Source organism: Stappia sp. P2PMeth1 (assembly GCF_900185735.1).
In the GTDB taxonomy this organism is placed as follows: Bacteria; Pseudomonadota; Alphaproteobacteria; order Rhizobiales; family Stappiaceae; genus Stappia.
On sequence record NZ_FYAW01000016.1, the window covers coordinates 1 to 15,907 of the forward strand.

The 15,907-nt window shown below is 67.1% G+C and carries 13 protein-coding genes and 2 pseudogenes; 14 read left to right on the forward strand and 1 reads right to left on the reverse strand.

The features are described 5' to 3' along the window. Positions 1 to 154 precede the first annotated feature (154 nt). From P2PM1_RS08440 to P2PM1_RS08465, 6 genes and pseudogenes are all read left to right on the forward strand, one after another. Positions 155 to 250, forward strand: a pseudogene (locus P2PM1_RS08440) (zincin-like metallopeptidase domain-containing protein); the annotation flags it as partial. A 218-nt stretch (positions 251 to 468) separates the two neighbouring features. Next, on the forward strand, positions 469 to 1,926 hold the full coding sequence (locus tag P2PM1_RS08445) for a site-specific integrase (RefSeq protein ID WP_049775853.1): 1,458 nt from the start codon (positions 469 to 471) through the stop codon (positions 1,924 to 1,926). Continuing rightward, on the forward strand, positions 1,923 to 3,764 hold the full coding sequence (locus P2PM1_RS08450; protein ID WP_012112822.1) for a hypothetical protein: 1,842 nt from the start codon (positions 1,923 to 1,925) through the stop codon (positions 3,762 to 3,764). The genes P2PM1_RS08445 and P2PM1_RS08450 overlap by 4 nt, the downstream gene beginning before the upstream one ends. Beyond that, positions 3,761 to 5,926 carry a hypothetical protein gene (locus tag P2PM1_RS08455; protein ID WP_012112821.1) on the forward strand — a complete coding sequence of 722 codons (2,166 nt, stop codon included), beginning with the start codon at positions 3,761 to 3,763 and terminating at the stop codon, positions 5,924 to 5,926. Before P2PM1_RS08450 ends, P2PM1_RS08455 begins: the two co-directional genes overlap by 4 nt. Then, a complete protein-coding gene (locus P2PM1_RS08460) occupies positions 5,923 to 6,363 on the forward strand; it encodes a hypothetical protein (RefSeq protein ID WP_012112820.1) in 441 nt (146 codons plus the stop codon). The genes P2PM1_RS08455 and P2PM1_RS08460 overlap by 4 nt, the downstream gene beginning before the upstream one ends. A gap of 216 nt (positions 6,364 to 6,579) precedes the next feature. After that, positions 6,580 to 7,506 carry an ArdC family protein gene (locus P2PM1_RS08465; protein WP_012112819.1) on the forward strand — a complete coding sequence of 309 codons (927 nt, stop codon included), beginning with the start codon at positions 6,580 to 6,582 and terminating at the stop codon, positions 7,504 to 7,506. A 16-nt stretch (positions 7,507 to 7,522) separates the two neighbouring features. On the opposite strand, the gene P2PM1_RS08470 is transcribed toward P2PM1_RS08465, so the two are convergent. Beyond that, complete coding sequence (locus tag P2PM1_RS08470) at positions 7,523 to 7,951, reverse strand: helix-turn-helix domain-containing protein (RefSeq protein ID WP_012112818.1); 429 nt, start codon at positions 7,949 to 7,951, stop codon at positions 7,523 to 7,525. 116 nt (positions 7,952 to 8,067) lie between these two features. Here P2PM1_RS08470 and P2PM1_RS08475 point away from each other — a divergent pair, with 116 nt between their 5' ends. The 8 genes and pseudogenes from P2PM1_RS08475 (at position 8,068) to P2PM1_RS08510 (ending at position 15,854) form a co-directional block, all read left to right on the forward strand. Beyond that, positions 8,068 to 8,463: a mercuric transporter MerT family protein gene (locus P2PM1_RS08475; protein ID WP_231771510.1), complete on the forward strand. Its 396-nt coding sequence runs from the start codon at positions 8,068 to 8,070 to the stop codon at positions 8,461 to 8,463. Positions 8,464 to 8,484: 21 nt separating this feature from the next. Continuing rightward, positions 8,485 to 8,781 (forward strand): heavy-metal-associated domain-containing protein, encoded by a 297-nt coding sequence (locus P2PM1_RS08480; RefSeq protein WP_012112816.1) that lies wholly within the window; start codon positions 8,485 to 8,487, stop codon positions 8,779 to 8,781. A 1-nt stretch (position 8,782) separates the two neighbouring features. Further along, entirely contained in the window at positions 8,783 to 9,031 is a 249-nt protein-coding gene (locus tag P2PM1_RS08485; RefSeq protein WP_036742955.1) for a hypothetical protein, read from the forward strand. Continuing rightward, positions 9,028 to 11,331 carry a bifunctional organomercurial lyase/mercury(II) reductase MerBA gene (gene merBA / locus P2PM1_RS08490; protein ID WP_012112815.1) on the forward strand — a complete coding sequence of 768 codons (2,304 nt, stop codon included), beginning with the start codon at positions 9,028 to 9,030 and terminating at the stop codon, positions 11,329 to 11,331. Before P2PM1_RS08485 ends, merBA begins: the two co-directional genes overlap by 4 nt. 47 nt (positions 11,332 to 11,378) lie before the next feature. Continuing rightward, entirely contained in the window at positions 11,379 to 12,725 is a 1,347-nt protein-coding gene (locus P2PM1_RS08495; RefSeq protein ID WP_012112814.1) for an NAD(P)/FAD-dependent oxidoreductase, read from the forward strand. 232 nt (positions 12,726 to 12,957) lie between these two features. Beyond that, positions 12,958 to 13,188: pseudogene (locus P2PM1_RS08500) on the forward strand (zincin-like metallopeptidase domain-containing protein); the annotation flags it as partial. After that, positions 13,185 to 13,580 carry a DUF2958 domain-containing protein gene (locus P2PM1_RS08505; RefSeq protein ID WP_039194750.1) on the forward strand — a complete coding sequence of 132 codons (396 nt, stop codon included), beginning with the start codon at positions 13,185 to 13,187 and terminating at the stop codon, positions 13,578 to 13,580. The pseudogene P2PM1_RS08500 and the gene P2PM1_RS08505, both read left to right, overlap by 4 nt. A gap of 123 nt (positions 13,581 to 13,703) precedes the next feature. Continuing rightward, positions 13,704 to 15,854, forward strand: a complete 2,151-nt coding sequence (locus P2PM1_RS08510; RefSeq protein ID WP_039194752.1) for a chromosome partitioning protein ParB — start codon at positions 13,704 to 13,706, stop codon at positions 15,852 to 15,854. Positions 15,855 to 15,907 lie beyond the last annotated feature (53 nt).

Below are 15,907 nucleotides of genomic sequence, written 5' to 3' on the forward strand. Positions count from 1 at the left end.
GCCCAAGCGATGAGCTGCTCGCTTTCCTCGAAACGCTCTGATTATGCCGAACTGCCGCATGGCCGACAGCAGACGCAACGGCCGCCGAACTCGGCCATGCGGCATAATCCAGCTTACGGCATAATGCCCCTTATGCCGATATCGGCATAATATCCATGCCACAGGCCATGCCTCGCGCTTGGGGCGGGATTTTTCGGGCAGCTTCGGCACGAAGAAATACGCCTTCGAGGAGCTGGTCGCCTTATCCTGACTCTGTGATCCTGTCTCAGAATCATGCATTGGAGGCGCCTCACCACGGCTCCGGTGAAGCTCTTCAGACGTCCGGGTCAAGCGTTCCCGCAGCGTAGCGAGGACAACGCTTGACGCGGCGGCGGCACGACAAGCTGTTCATGGGGTGCAGGCTAAGTCCTGCACCCCTGCCACGCGGCGAGCGGGAGAGCGCGAGGGGAACCCCTCGCATTCTAAACAATGAAGTTGCGCCGAAGGCGCTCCGCTTGGGTATCGTGCGTGCATTTGTATTTTACCGATCTTGACACTATTTCGCGTCCGCTTTTCCTTGATGACCTTGCAGTGAGCCTCGCGCCCGGTGCGCTCGACGCGGTCGAGCGCACCGGGCTGATTCACGGCATGCCGTTCATCCTGATGGATGACGGCAGCTACGATCTCGCTCTCAACCGGTTCTTTCGTGCCTGTCCTGCTATGGGAGCGCGATCGCCGAACACGTGGCGCTCCTACGCCCGCGACATTCTCGTCTGGGCGCGCTTTCTTGTCGAACGGCGCGGCGGCAAGACGGTCTGGCAGGCCGGCCGCGACGATGTCCTGGCCTTTCACCGGGCGCGTCGGCTGTCGGCAGCTCCCTACCGCATCTCGGCTGCGAGCTGGAACCGGAGCGTTGCCGCGCTCGACAAGCTCTATCGCTGGGCTGTCGAGGAAGGAATCATTGCGATCTCGCCCTTCAGCTACGGCGCCACCCTTCGCAGGGCCGGCGGTAGCCGCGCAGTGCTCGCTGTGACGACGAACCGTGCCCGCGAGCGCGCCGCGCGGCGCCACGATACCCGTTACATCGATCTTGGCCGCTACCTGCTGTTCCGCGAGGTGGGATTGCGCGGCCGGCTTCCCGACGGCTCGGAGGACGCGACGTGGCGCGGCCGCAACGGCGAGCGCAATGCGTTGTTTGCCGAGCTTCTCGTCACGACCGGCCTGCGGCTGACAGAGGCCGGCAGTCTGCTGCTGAGTGAGCTGCCGCGCCTGACCGATCCCGAATCGCGCTCGGTGCCGTTCGATCTCCCCGGTCCGATCGCCAAGGGCGGACGACCACGGCGCATCCGCGTTCCCCGCCGGGTACTGAGATTGATCGGCGACTATGTCGATCTCGAGCGCACGGTCTCTGCCGCGCGCTCAGAGCCTTCGGTGTCCGATCCGCTCTGGCTGATGCTGGAGGACGGGAAGGCAACAGACGCGGCGGGCAAGCGTGTCCGGCTCGACCGTCTGACGCTGGGCGAACGCCGCCGCGTGCTGGTCGGCACGCCCGGCCAGGCGCAGCATGCCTTGCTCTGGCTGACTGAAGGCGGCAAGCCCGTGCCCTCGGCGACTTGGGAAGCTGCCTTTCGGCGGGCCTGCACCCGCTGCCGCCGTTTCGGCATCGAGGTCGAGGTGACGCCACACACGCTGCGGCACACCTTCGCCGTCAACATGCTCTCCATGCTGATCCGCGAGCAGATCGGATCCGTGTTCGATCCGCAGGACCAGCACGGCGCAGCCTATCGGCGGATTCTCGGCGATCCTCTGCAGAAGCTCCAGCACCTGCTGGGGCATGCGAGTATCACCAGCACCTACATCTATCTCGACAGCCTCGCCGAGGCGCAGGAGCTGGTCGAGGCCGCCGCGGATCGCTGGGCCGAAGACACGGCTGGCGGCGCGGCATGACCGCCGCGGCGGCTCCATCGGTGCGGCGGCCGGGTCGCCGCGCCCTCTTTCCCGAGGCGCTGCCCGATCCCGAGGGCGAGGCCGCCGCTGCGATCGCATCGCTGCGCTTTACCGTCACGCTGGCGGATCGCAGCAAGACGATCGACCTGACGATGCTCGCCGGCCGCAAGGCATTGGCGCGGACCTTTGCCGGCGCGCTCTGGCGCGCCTGCCAGGTCGGTGGTCCGGCCGGCTCGATCTCGACGGCCTACGCCTATGCCAATGCGCTCAAGACATTTTGGCGCTATCTCGATTCCGCCGGATCGCACGTCGCCCGTCTCTCCGACGTCAGTGCCGTCTGCATCGACGGCTTCGATTCCTGGATGGAGGGGAGCGGCCTGCATCCCAATCACCGCCTGCACCGCATGAGCAAGGTGCTCAACCTGCTGCGGCTTGCCGAGGCCGCGGAGCCCAGCCACCTGCCGCCCGATGCCTCACGCCGGCTGATGTACACGAGCGATCGGCCCGGCGTGCGCGCCAGGCCGCGCGATGCCTATGGCGATGATGTCGCCGCGGCATTGCGGAAGGCGGCGCGCACCGATCTCGCCGCCATCATCCGCCGCTTGGGCGAGGCCGATCGTATTCCGGCGGTCGAGGATTCCGATCGGAGCAAGGCGCTGGCAGCAACCCACAAACAGGTAATGGAAGTGATCGACGCGGAAGGCGTCATCGGGCACAGGCACCCTCTCTTCAAGCGACTCTACACGCTCCGCCGCGAGAGTGGCCTGCCGAACGATCGCCTGATCCACGATCTGCATGGCCGCCGGCATCTCATCGCCGCCGATCTCGTGCCGCTCATCGTGCTTATCTCGCTCGACACCGGCATGGAGATCGAAGCGATCAAGGGCTTGCGAGCGGACTGCCTGAAGAACCCGGCGGGCGGCTATGTCGAGATCGAGTATTGCAAGCGTCGGGCGCGCGGCGCCGAGTGGAAGCGGCTGCGTGTGCGCGACGGCGGTTCCTCGACGCCGGGCGGCTTGATCCGCAAGGCGCTGCAGTGGACCGGTCCGGCGAGAAGCCGGCTCGGCGCCGACACGCTCTGGGCGCACTGTGCCTGGGGCCGCCTGACCCCTCGGGTGCTCAGCATGAAGGAGCTCGCGGCTTCATGGACGCGCCGGCACGGCATCCTTGATGAGCGGGGCCAACGCCTTCGCCTCAATCTGACGCGCCTGCGCAAGACGCATAAGGCGGCATGGTACCGGCGCACGGGCGGCCAGCTCGACCGCTTCGCCGTCGGCCACACTGTCGCGGTCGCGGCCGACCACTACGCCGACATTCCCGCGCTTCGTCATCTGCACGAGGCGACAATTGCCGACGCCATGACCGATGCGCTCGACGCCGCGTTCCCCCCCTGTGTCCTGTCGTCGGAGGAGGAAGCGGCCGTCCAGACCGATCCCGACAAGGCGACCGGCCTTCCCGTTGTCGGCGCCGCCGCGGTCAAGGCGCTGTTCGGCGGCGAGCAGGACGTCTGGCTCGCCAGTTGCGGCGGCTTCTACAACAGCCCGTTCGGCTCGGAGGGAGAGGCCTGTCCGTCCCCCTTCTGGGGGTGTCTCGAATGCAGCAATGCCGTGGTCACCGCCCGCAAGGTGCCCGCGCTCCTGGCCTTCCTCAACTTCATCCGGGCGCAGCGGCAGGTGCTGAGCGAAGCCGACTGGATCGCCAAGTTCGGCCGGGTTCACGGACGCATCGCCGAACAGATTCTGCCCCGGTTCGCCGACGCCGAGATCGAGGAAGCCCGTCGGATTGGGTCATCGGACCCCGCGCTCCTCTACCTGCCGCCCGAAGCGAGAGCGCCATGATGCCGGCACCGATCAAGCTGCCGCAGCACGCGTCGCTGCCTTCGGCCATTTATGGCAACGACGAGCCCGTGCTTGCCGGCGTGGCGGTCAGGGACGATGCCGACCGCACGCGACTTCCGCGCTTCGGTGACGATCTTTGGGACCTGGGCGCCGCCATTTTCCGGGTGAACGCCCGCTACAGCAATTACCGGCTGAACCTCGCCCGCATCGCCGATCCCGTCACGCGGCGGCTGGCGAAGGAGTACGTGATCGCCCGCCTGCGCATCCATGTGCCGGGATATCGGGCGCCCTGCGGCGCGACCTCGGCGATCCGCCTGCTGCGCTACATCCAGCATTTCGCCGCGTTCCTCCGCGCAAGGACTGGCGCCGTCGATCTCAGCCGGATCGATCAGGCGCTGCTCGACGCCTATCTGGCGTATGCCCGTGACGGCGGACGGCGAACGCCTCACGAGACGGTGAAGTATGTCGAGGTGCCGATCGACCTGCATCACCTGGCGCCATGGCTAACCGGCGGCGGCATCGGTTTCCTGCCGTGGCGTGGACGTGCGGCGCACCGCGTTGCCGGCCGGCCGCCAGCGCCCGCCGAGAACGCCACGCCGCGCATTCCCGAGCCGGTCATCGGCGCCATGCTGCGCTGGGCGCTCAAGTATGTCGAGGTCTATGCGCCCGATATCCTCGCGGCGCGGGCCGAGCTTGACGCTCTCGAAGCCCGCTGCGCCCGATTGATGGCGCGGGACGCGCGGGCCGGACGGGCCGTGGCCAAGAACTATCGCGCCCGCGTGGCCAAGTGGCTCGACGTGCGCCGGGCCATGGGCCGAGGCGTGCCGATCTGGGAGCACGCGCCCAATGTGGCCCGCCGCATCGACCCGCTCACCGGCGAAGAGACCCCGCCCTACAATCTCCATCTGATGCGCCTTCACGCCGGCGCTCCGCAGAGCGGCCGCATCAGCCAGTCCGAGCCGACTGCACGACTGATCGAGAAGGCAGCCGCCGAGCTCGGAACCGAGATCGGCGGGCTCGATACGCCGATCTCGATCGATCCGGACACCGGACTGCCATGGCGCGAGCGCTTCGACGGCCTCAGCCTCGCCCGCGAAGAACGGATGTTGCAGGGCGCCTGCTATCTCGTCTGCGCCTACCTCACCGGCATGCGCGACAGCGAGGTGCAGGCGATGCAGCCGGGTTGCGTGTCGCCGGTGCGCAGCGCCGACGGCCTGGTCGAGCGGTACCGGCTGCGCAGCACGGTGTACAAGCGCCATGGCGCGCGCGGCGTCACGGCCGACTGGATCACGATCGAGCCCGTCGCTCGCGCCGTCGCGGTGATGGAGGTTCTCTCGGCACGCAATCGCCGAGAGAAGGAACTGTCATCCTTGTGGGTGGCGCTGAAGGACTGGCCCTGGAGCAACGATCATCTCGGGATGGGTGCAACGCCGACACTCAACCTTTTCCGCGAGGGCCTCGACACGCGCTCGGAGGCCGCGCCGGCGATTCCGCGCATCGGCGACGAGCCTTGGAAGTTTACGACCCGGCAGCTCCGACGCACGATCGCCTGGTACATCGCCAACCGGCCGTTCGGCACGGTCGCCGGCAAGATCCAGTACAAGCACGCCTCGGTCGCCATGTTCGAAGGCTATGCCGGATCGGCGCAGGCCGACTTCCGCTTGGCGATCGAGCGCGAACGTGCACTCGGCCAGCTCGACGACATTGTCGCCCATTACGAGGCCTATCTTCGCCGTGAAGGCCCGGCGGGACCGGGTGCTGCGCGACTGCGACGCGAGTTCGGCCGCGTGCAGGAGGAACTTGGCGATCTTCCCGGCCGGATCTTGGACCGCAAGCGGCTGCGCACCATGGTTGCCCATCTCGGGCGGACCCTGCATGTCGGTTTCCTCAACGACTGCCTGTTCGATGCAGCGACCGCGCTCTGCCTCACCGGCGCGCCAGATGCCGAGCGGACGGCGCCGGCCCTATCGCGCTGCAGCCCCGACCGGTGCCCGAACGCCTGCCTGACCGCCCGGCACCGCGAACCGTGGCAGGCCTCGATCGTCGAGGGCGAAGCGCTTCTGGCCGACCGGCGTCTATCGCCGCTGCAGCGCACGGCGATCCTGCGGGACAACGAGCGCAAGTGCCGGCTGATCGCGCCTCTCATGGACGGTGACGCATGACCGCGCTCGGGCCGAAGAGCCAAGCGGCGCTAAGGGCTGCCATGAAGCGGTTGCTCGACGGCCGCCCTGAACGCACCGACGGGGCGCTGACCGTCGCCAACCTGGCGCGCGAGGCCGGCGTCAGCCGAGCGACGGCGAACCGGGCCGGCGATCTTCTCGCCGAGCTCCGCGCGGCCGAAGCCCGCCTGCGGCGATCGTCGCCCAGGGCCCTCAAGGAACGCATCCATGCTCTGGAAGCGGAACTACGCGCCGTGCGTGGTGCCGAGATGGCGGAGCTGCGGGCGCTCACCCGGACGCTCGCGCAGCACATCCAGATGCTGACGTTGCAGCTCGCCGAGCGAGATGCCGTCATCGAAGGTCTGCGAGCGGAGCTGTCTCGATCCGTGGACGCCAGGGTCGTCCCGTTGCGGCGTCCGCCTCTGGACGGCACCGGCTGACAGCCGCGCTTCATCCTGACCGGTCCAGGCGCCGCTCGCCGGTCATGGCTGCCTCCCGTGCTCGCCCGTCGAGGCAGGGCTCGGGTTGTGGCAGACGCTGCCGGCCCATCAACCCTGTTCCGCACCAGCACCGAGAACAGGGTGTGACGGCCCGGCTTCCCGCGTCTGCCCCTGCCGCCTCGCCCTCGACGGAGAGGGCGAACACAGGAGGCAGCCATGACCACCGATCGCACACCCCAGCCCCGGAACGACATCTACGAGCGTGTCACCAGCCAGATCATCGCCGCCATCGAGGCCGGCGCCGACCAGTACCGGATGCCCTGGCACCACGACGGATCGGCCATCACTACGCCCGTCAACGTCGCCTCGCGCAAGGCCTATCGTGGCGTCAACGTCATCGCACTCTGGGCCGCCGCGCACGCCGCCGGCTTTCCCGCCGGCATCTGGGGCACCTATCGCCAGTGGCAGGCGCTCGGCGCCCAGGTCCGCAAGGGCGAGCGCGGGCACCTCGTCGTGTTCTGGAAGACCGTCGATCGCCACGGCAAGGCAGACGTACAGGACGGCGACGAGGATCGCGACGAGCCCGCCCGGCGCATGTTCGCCCGCGGCTACACGGTCTTCAACTGCGCGCAGGTCGACGGCTACACGCCGCCCGAGATACCGGTGCTACCCGAGGCCGAGCGCATCGAGCGGGCCGAACGGTTCTGCGCAGCGCTCGGCATCGACATCCGCCACGGCGGATCGCAGGCCTGTTACCGCCCATCCACCGACCACGTGCAGATGCCCGACTTCGCCTGCTTCCGCGATGCCGCAGCCTATTACGCCGTGCTGCTCCACGAATGCGGGCACGCCTCCGGCGCCAGGCATCGCCTCGACCGTGATCTCTCCGGACGGTTCGGCTCGGCCGCCTATGCTATGGAGGAATGCACGGTCGAGCTCCTGAGCGCCATGATCTGCGCCGACCTCCATCTCAGCGTCGAGCCGCGGCCCGACCACGCCAGCTATATCGCCTCCTGGCTCGAGGTGCTTCGCTCCGACAAGCGCGCGATCTTCACCGCCGCAGCCAAGGCGCAGCAGATCGCCGACTGGCTGCACGCCCAGCAGGGCAACGCTTGCCGGAACGACGTCAGGGGCGCCGCATAGGCGCTCCTCGACCCGATCAGTTGACAGTTCGCTCCCGGAACAGCGCCTCAATCAGCGGACATTCCGGCCGCGTGCCGTCGGCGCATTGCGCGACGACGTCCTTGAGCACCCGCTCCATGCGCTTCAGGTCAGCGATCTTCGCCCGCACATCGTCGAGATGCGCGGCGGCGACCGCGCTTGCCTCGGCGCAGGGCTGGTCGCGTTCGTCGACCAGGCGCAACAGCTCGCGGATTTCGTCGAGTGAGAAGCCGAGCTCGCGTGCCCGCAGCACAAAGCGAAGGCGCCGCTCGTGCGTCGTGTCGTAGCTGCGGTAGCCGGCCGCCGTGCGCGGTGGCTCGGGCAGGAGCCCGACCTTCTCGTAGTAGCGCACAGTCTCCAGATTGCTGCCCGTCCGCCGGGCGAGCTCAGCCCGCTGCAGGCCCTTCACGCCAGCGTGATCGCGCATCGCAAAAATCCCTCTTGACCCTGTAGTTGCTACAGACCGCATGGTACTGCGCAATGAGGATTTCGGCAAGGAAAGCGAGATCGGACATGGATATATCGCGACCCAGCACGGCGGGCATGACGTCCGCCACGACCGACGTGCTCGCGTCGGACCGAGCCGAAGTCGGACGGCAGCGCCTGGTCGCCGTCGGCGGCATTCTCGGCGCGCTTGCCGCCTCCTCGTGCTGCATCGTCCCGCTCATCCTGTTTAGCCTAGGCATTGGTGGCGCCTGGATCGGCAATCTGACGGCGCTCGCGCCCTACAAGCCGCTCTTCGTCGCCGGGACGACGGGCGTTCTCGGCTACGGCTTCTATCTCGTCTACTGGAAGCCGAGGCGGGCCTGCGCCGAGGATGCTGCCTGCGCGCGCCCGATCCCCAGCCGCATTGTCCAGATCGCGCTCTGGTTTGCGACGGTGCTCGTCGCGGCCGCCTTCGCATTCGACTACGTCGCCCCGCTGCTGCTTTCCGCCTGACACCAAGAGGAGACCCGTCCCATGAAGAAGAGTTTGAGTGCTCTTGCTTTGATCATGTCGGTGATGACCGCGCCTGCCGTGTTCGCTACCGAACGCACAGTCACCTTCGCCATCGACAACATGACCTGCGCCTCCTGCCCCTACATCGTGAAGACCTCGATGGCGGCGGTCCCCGGGGTCTCGACGGTGGCCGTCTCGTTCGAAGCCAAGACCGCGACCGTGACCTTCGACGACGCGCAGACGACCCCGGATGCCATCGCGGCCGCCAGCATGAATGCCGGCTATCCGGCCCGCCCGACGCAGGAGCAAGGCAGTTGACATGCATGACCGCGCCCTGATCCGCACCGGCGCCGCAGGCGCCATTGTCGTTGCGATCTGCTGCGCGGCGCCACTCCTTGCCGTGCCCCCGCCGCTGGCCGGCCTCGGCGCGTGGTTGACGGGTTCGGGTCTGGTCGTGCTTTCCCTGATCGCCGCGGGCCTCGGGCTTGTCGCCTGCGGCATCCATCATCGCCGTGCAAAGGTCGTCTGTTCCAACACGAAGATTCTGAATGAAGGCCTGAAGCCATGAACGATTGCTGCACATCCTCCGCGTCCCGCGACAAGGCGACGGTTTCTACATCCGCAACGGTGCCGAGCTTGGCCGTGCGGCCGGGTGTGACGTTTCCGGACTGGTCGGTGGTTTCGTCACCCGTGGTGAAGGAGGCCCTGCTGGCCATGGTCGGCTCCGACCATGTGCTCAACCGCTGGAGCGGCTACGAGGCGGCCACGGATCGCGTGCGCGTTGCGTTGCTACAGCTCTACGCCGAACACGGGCGAGCCCCGACCCCAAGCGCGCTTGCCAAGCGTGCGGGGCTGAGCGAGGAAGCCGTCCGTGCGCTGCTCGAAGAGCTCCGCCGTCGCGACCTCGTCGTACTCGATGGCGACATGATTGTCGGCGCGTATCCCTTCACCGACCGCGACACCGGCCACCGGGTCACACTGGACGGACGCACTCTTACTGCGATGTGCGCGGTCGACGCGCTCGGCATCGGCGCTATGACCGACCAAGACATCTCGATCGTCTCGCGCTGCCGCCACTGCGGCGCGCCGGTCCGGATCACCACGCAGGAACGGGGCCGGGCTCTGGCCGACGTTGAGCCGACGACGGCCGTCGTATGGCTCAGCGTCCATTACGAAGGCGGATGCGCTGCGAACTCGCTGTGCACTGCAACATCCTTCTTCTGTTCCGACGATCACCTCGCCGCGTGGCGCCGGCAGCGTCCTGCAGACGAGCCGGGATTCCGGCTGTCGATCGAGGAAGCTCTCGAAGCAGGTCGGGCGATCTTCGGGCCCAGCCTTGCCGGAATCGGCACAATCGCCGGCCACGGCAACAACGCGGCCGAGACACAAGGTGAGCCTCAATCGTCGGGCGATACGGCATCGCCGGACAGGCCCGTGACGCATCGGCGCCTTGGCACGAATGGCCGCAACAATGGTTCCTACGACCTTGCCATCATCGGCGCCGGCTCGGCCGGCTTCTCGGCCGCGATCACGGCAGCCGATCAGGGCGCCCAGGTGGCCCTCATCGGCAGCGGCACCATCGGCGGCACCTGCGTCAATATCGGTTGCGTGCCGTCGAAGACGCTGATCCGCGCCGCCGAGACGCTCCACAATGCCCGAGCCGCGGCACGTTTCGCCGGCATCACGGCCGAGGCCGAACTGACCGACTGGGGCGGAACCGTCCGTCAGAAGGACGCGCTGGTTTCGGAGCTACGTCAGGCCAAGTACGCCGACCTGCTCCCGGCTTACAACGGCATCGCCTATCGCGAAGGGCCGGCGCGCATCGTGGACGGCGGCGTCCAGGTGGACGGCACGTTTGTCTCAGCCGGCAAGATCATCATCGCGACCGGCGCGCGACCGGCCGTCCCTGTCATCCCCGGCATCGAGACCGTGCCATACCTGACGAGCACGACGGCGCTTGATCTCGAGGCGCTGCCCCGATCTCTGCTCGTGATCGGCGGCGGCTATATCGGGGCCGAACTCGCCCAGATGTTCGCCCGCGCCGGCGTCGAGGTGACGCTGGTGTGCCGCTCGCGTCTCCTTCCGGAGGCCGAACCCGAAATCGGCACGGCGCTGACGGGGTATTTCATGGACGAGAGCATCGCGGTGATTTCCGGCATCACGTACCGGACGATCCGCAAGACCGCGGACGGTGTTGCACTCACTGTCCATCGCGACGGCAAGGACGTCACGATCGACGCCGATCAGGTGCTCGTGGCGACGGGCCGCGCGCCCAATATCGAAGGTCTCGGGCTCGCCGAGCATGGGATCGCTCTCTCGCCGAAGGGCGGCATCTTCGTCGATGACCGCATGCGCACGACAAGATCGGGCGTGTACGCTGCCGGCGACGTCACCGGTCACGATCAGTTCGTCTACATGGCCGCCTACGGTGCCAAGCTCGCGGCGAAGAACGCCCTCAACGGCGACAGCCTGCGCTACGACAACAGTGCCATGCCGGCCATCGTCTTCACCGATCCGCAGGTGGCGAGCGTCGGGCTGACAGAGGCGGCTGCGCGGACCGCCGGCCACGCCGTCCGTGTCTCCACGATCGGTCTCGACCAGGTGCCGCGCGCGATTGCCGCCCGAGACACACGCGGGCTCATCAAGCTCGTCGCCGACGCTGGCAGCGGCCGGCTGCTCGGGGCGCATATCCTCGCACCGGAGGGAGCCGACAGCATCCAGACGGCGGCCCTGGCAATCCGGCACGGCCTCACCGTCGACGACCTCGCGGATACGCTCTTTCCGTATCTCACCACCGTTGAGGGCCTGAAGCTCGCGGCTCTTGCCTTCGACAAGGACGTGGCGAAGCTCTCATGCTGCGCCGGCTGAGCCGTGAAGGCTCGGATGTCGAACGTGACAATGTTGGAGGAGATCTAGTGGCGAAGAGATATGACCTTGCGATCATCGGCACGGGAACGGCTGCGATCGTAACAGCACACAGGGTTCGTGCGGCTGGCTGGAGCGTCGCCGTCGCGGACTTCCGGCCCTTCGGGGGCACCTGCGCCTTGCGCGGTTGCGATCCGAAGAAGATGATGGTCGGCGGCGCCGAGGCGGCTGATCACGCCTGGCGCATGAGCGGACGTGGAATCGAAGGGGACGCGACGCTCGATTGGACGGGACTGATGGCCTTCAAGCGCAGCTTCACCGATCCGGTACCGCAGAAGCGTGAGAAAGCCTTTGCCGACAAAGGGATTCACGCCTTCCACGGTCACGTTCGCTTTATCGGCCCGAATGCGCTCGAGTTCGGAGGAGAGAGGATCGAGGCGGACCGTATCGTGATCGCCGCCGGCGCCGAGGCCGTGCCGCTCGGCATTCCGGGCGAGCAGCACCTGATCACCAATGAAGGCTTCCTGGAACTGGAGAGCCTGCCTGAACGCATCGTCCTTGTCGGCGGCGGTTATATCGCGGCCGAGTTTTCGCACATCGCGGCGCGCGCCGGAGCACAGGTCACAATTCTTCAGCACGGGAAGCGAATGCTCAAGCAATTCGACCCCGATCTCGTCGGCTGGCTGATGGACAAGTTCAGCGAGCGCGGCATCAATGTCCGCACACAGGCAGGGGTGACCGCCATTGAGAAGGTATCAGACGGCTATCGCGTCCGGGCGGACTGTCCTGACGGCGAACTCGATATGGACGCAGATCTGGTCGTCCATGCCGCGGGTCGGGCGCCGGCGCTCGCGACGCTCGATCTCGATGCCGGGAGCGTAAAGCACCATAACGGGCGGCTGGCGTTGAACGGATTTTTGCAAAGCGTCTCCAACCCCGCGGTCTACGCAGCAGGTGATGCCGCCGGCCTAGGACCGCCGCTCACTCCGGTATCAAGCCATGACGCGAAGGTAGTCTCGGCGAACCTGCTCAACGGCAACACGGTCAGGCCTGAATACACAGGCGTTCCGAGTGTCGCCTTCACCATCCCGCCGATCGCAGCCGTCGGCATGAGCGAAGCCAAGGCGCGTGAGAAAGGCCTGAACGTTCGCGTAAAGACCGAGCGCGTGGACGGCTGGTTCACCGCACGCCAGCAGGCCGAGACGGTGTATGGCTTCAAAACGTTGGTCGACGCGGACACTGACCGCATCCTCGGCGCCCATCTTGTCGGTCCGCACGCTGACGAAGTGATCAACATCTTTGCACTGGCGATCAGGCAAGGGCTGACGGCAGAGCAGTTGAAGACCACCATGTTCGCATATCCCAGCGGCGCGTCAGATATCGGCGAGATGCTTTGAGCGTAAGTGAGGTGGTCGACCGGTACGGCCGCGGAGCAGTCTGCACGAAAGAAATCCCTTCACCAGTCGCATTCGGTTCGCTGAGCAGTCGTAAAAACCACGAACCGCAATGCGAAGAGCAGCCCTCCAGATACTCCCGAGTGTCTCACCCGTTCTAAAACCGCGCAACGCCGCCAGATCGGCTGGTTTCGGCTGATGAAAGTCCGCTGAGACAGCTTGACTGTTCAGATAAGTCGCCGAGATGAACGCGGCCTTCTGCTGCGCCTCGCTCGGCATCGTGCCGACCGTGCGCCACGCCGACTACATCGGCTCCTGGCTGGAGGTGCTGCGCGAGGATAACCGCGCCATCGTCCGCGCCGCTTCGCAGGCGAGCAAGGCGGCCGACTGGCTGCTGTCGCATCTGCCCGACGAGGACGGCGCTGAATCGGTTGCGGCCTCGACCGAGCGGAGGGTGGCGGCATGATCCTCCTGACCCGTACCCAGCGTGCGCAGCTCCTCGCCAATGGCCGGCAGCGCGGCGCCGATCACGTCCCCGTCGTCAAATTCTTCAATCCCTTCGGCGCGGGCGTCTGGCTCGCCACCGAGCTGGATCAGGGCGGCGACATCATGTTCGGCCTGGCCGATATCGGCTACCCCGAACTCGGCTCGTGGAGCCTGGAAGAGCTGCGTGGGGTCCGGTTGCCCTTCGGCATGGGGATCGAGCGGGATCTGCTCTTCACCGGGGATTTCCCGATCTCGGTCTGGGCGGAGGCTGCGTGGGAAACCGGCAGCATCCAGGCGGCGGAACGAGCCCTCTACCGCGCCGGTGCGGCATTCACCCGCACATCCACAGATACGGAAAGCCGGGAATCCTGATTTCCGGTTGCCGGCTTTGTGGCCTGGCGTCGCACTCTTCAGAGGAAGAGGGCGGCGCTTCGCTTCGTGACGGGTTGGAGGTCGAGAGAGTGGCTCCCGGCCGCCCGTCGCGGAGAAATCACCATGGCCAAAGCTGCCAGGAAGAAGCCCGTCGCCCCGATGATCGTCTTTTCACGGGCGCGCGACATTCCGTTCAACCGGATCAGGCTGTCGGACAGCAATGTTCGCGAGGCTGACGTCGAGGCGGGTCTGGACGAACTTACCCATGACATCGACCGGCGCGAGGATCTCGTGCAGGGCCTCAACGTTCGCGCCATCCTCGACGCGGACGGCGTTGAGACCGGCGATTTCGAGACCCCGGCCGGCGGCCGCCGCTACAGGTCCATCGCGCGCCTCGTCGAAGCCGGTCGCTTCCCGGCCGATGGCCTCGTCCCCTGCATCGTCAAGAAGGCCGATGCCAAGACCTCGGCAGTCGACGACTCGCTGGCCGAGAACCTGCTGCGCCTCGCCCTGCATCCGCTCGACCAGTTCAAGGCGTTCAAGCGGATGTTCGACATGGGCATGTCGAAGGAGGAGATCGCCGACGCCTGGCGGACCACGCCGCGCTACATCATGCAGCGCCTTCGTCTCGCGACGGTCGCGCCGGCGCTGCACGACGCCTATGCGCGGAATGAGATGACGCTGGCGATGCTGGAAGCCTTCACCGTCAATCCCGACCACGAGCGCCAGCAGCAGGTCTGGGAGCGGATCAGCACGTCGTGGCAGAAAGAGCCCTGGCACATCCGCAGCCTGCTGACCGAGACCACGGTTCCGGCTGCCGACAAGCGCGCCCGCTTCATCGGCATCGACGCCTATGAGGCGGCGGGCGGCCCGGTGCTGCGCGATCTCTTCTCCGACGAGAACGGCGGTTGGTTGCAGGACGTCACGCTGCTCGACCGCCTGGTTGACGAGAAGCTGCGCACTGTCGCCGACGAGATCGCCGGACAGGGCTGGAAGTGGATCGACGCGGCAGTCGAACTTCCCTACGGCTACGCCAACGGCCTGCGCAGGCTGGTCGGTGTGACCCAGGAGCTGACCGACGAGGAGCGCACCGCCCGCGAGGCGCTGCGCGACGAGTATGACGAACTCGAAGCGCAGTATGCAGAAGCCGACGACCTGCCCGATGAGATCGACCAGCGGCTCGGGGAGATCGAAGCCGAGTTGGAAGGCTTCGAGAACCGGCCCGTCACCTTCGCGCCGGAAGACATCGCCCGTGCCGGTGTTTTCGTCAGCATCGACCGCGATGGCGAGTTGATCGTCAGTCCCGGTTATGTCCGCCCCGAGGACGAACAACCCGAGAGCGTCGATGGTGAGGATGCGGGCGAAGGTGCCGACCCGTCCGATCCCGATGCGGTGCAGCGCGCGGTTATCACCGTCGGCGGCGAGCCGGTCCCGGACGGCGATGAAGAGGAGGACGATGCCGTCAAGCCGCTGCCCGAGCGGCTGGTGACCGACCTGACCGCCTGGCGGACGCTGGCGTTGCGCAATGCGCTTGCCGAGAATCCGCGCGTCGCCATGACGGCGCTGCTGCACAAGCTGGTTCTCGATACTTTCGAGCGCACCGCCACCTCGGGAACCAGCCTCTATGCCGCCGTGCGTCACATCTATCTTCCCACGGATGCGACCGGGCTCGCTGACAGCGCCGCCGCGAAGATGATCGACGAGCGCGCGGACGCCTGGCGGGGCGACATCCCCGCTGGCGATGACGACCGGCTCTGGGACTGGATCGACGGTCTCGACGATGCCAGCCGCCTGGCGCTGCTCGCCCATTGCGTCAGTTTCGGGGTCAACGCGCTTTACGAGCGGCCCAACCCCTATTCGGGGAATGGCATCTCGCAGCACGGTCTCGACCGCCGCATGGCCGAGGCCGAACGGCTGGCACAGGCCACCGGCCTCGATCTCGTCGAAGCGGGCTGGAGGCCCACGGTCGAGAACTACCTGGGTCGCGTGACCAAGACCCGCATCATCGAGGCGGTGCGCGAGGGCGCCGGCGATCGCGCGGCCGATCTCATCGCGCATCTCAAGAAGGGCGATATGGCGAAGGAGGCCGAACGGCTCCTGGCCGATACCGGCTGGCTGCCGGAGCCGCTGCGCCCCGCCATCGAGGCGCAGGCCGTGGATGGCGCGACCGATCAGGACGAGGACAGCGTGGCGCTGCCCGACTTCCTCGCCGGTGGCCATGAGGACACGGCCGAGGCCGCCGACGATCCAGAGGCCCTCGTCGCCGCCGAGTGACGCGCAGCAGCGGGGCGGCCTCCGCCGCCCCGCATTCCATCCCTTCCATCTGA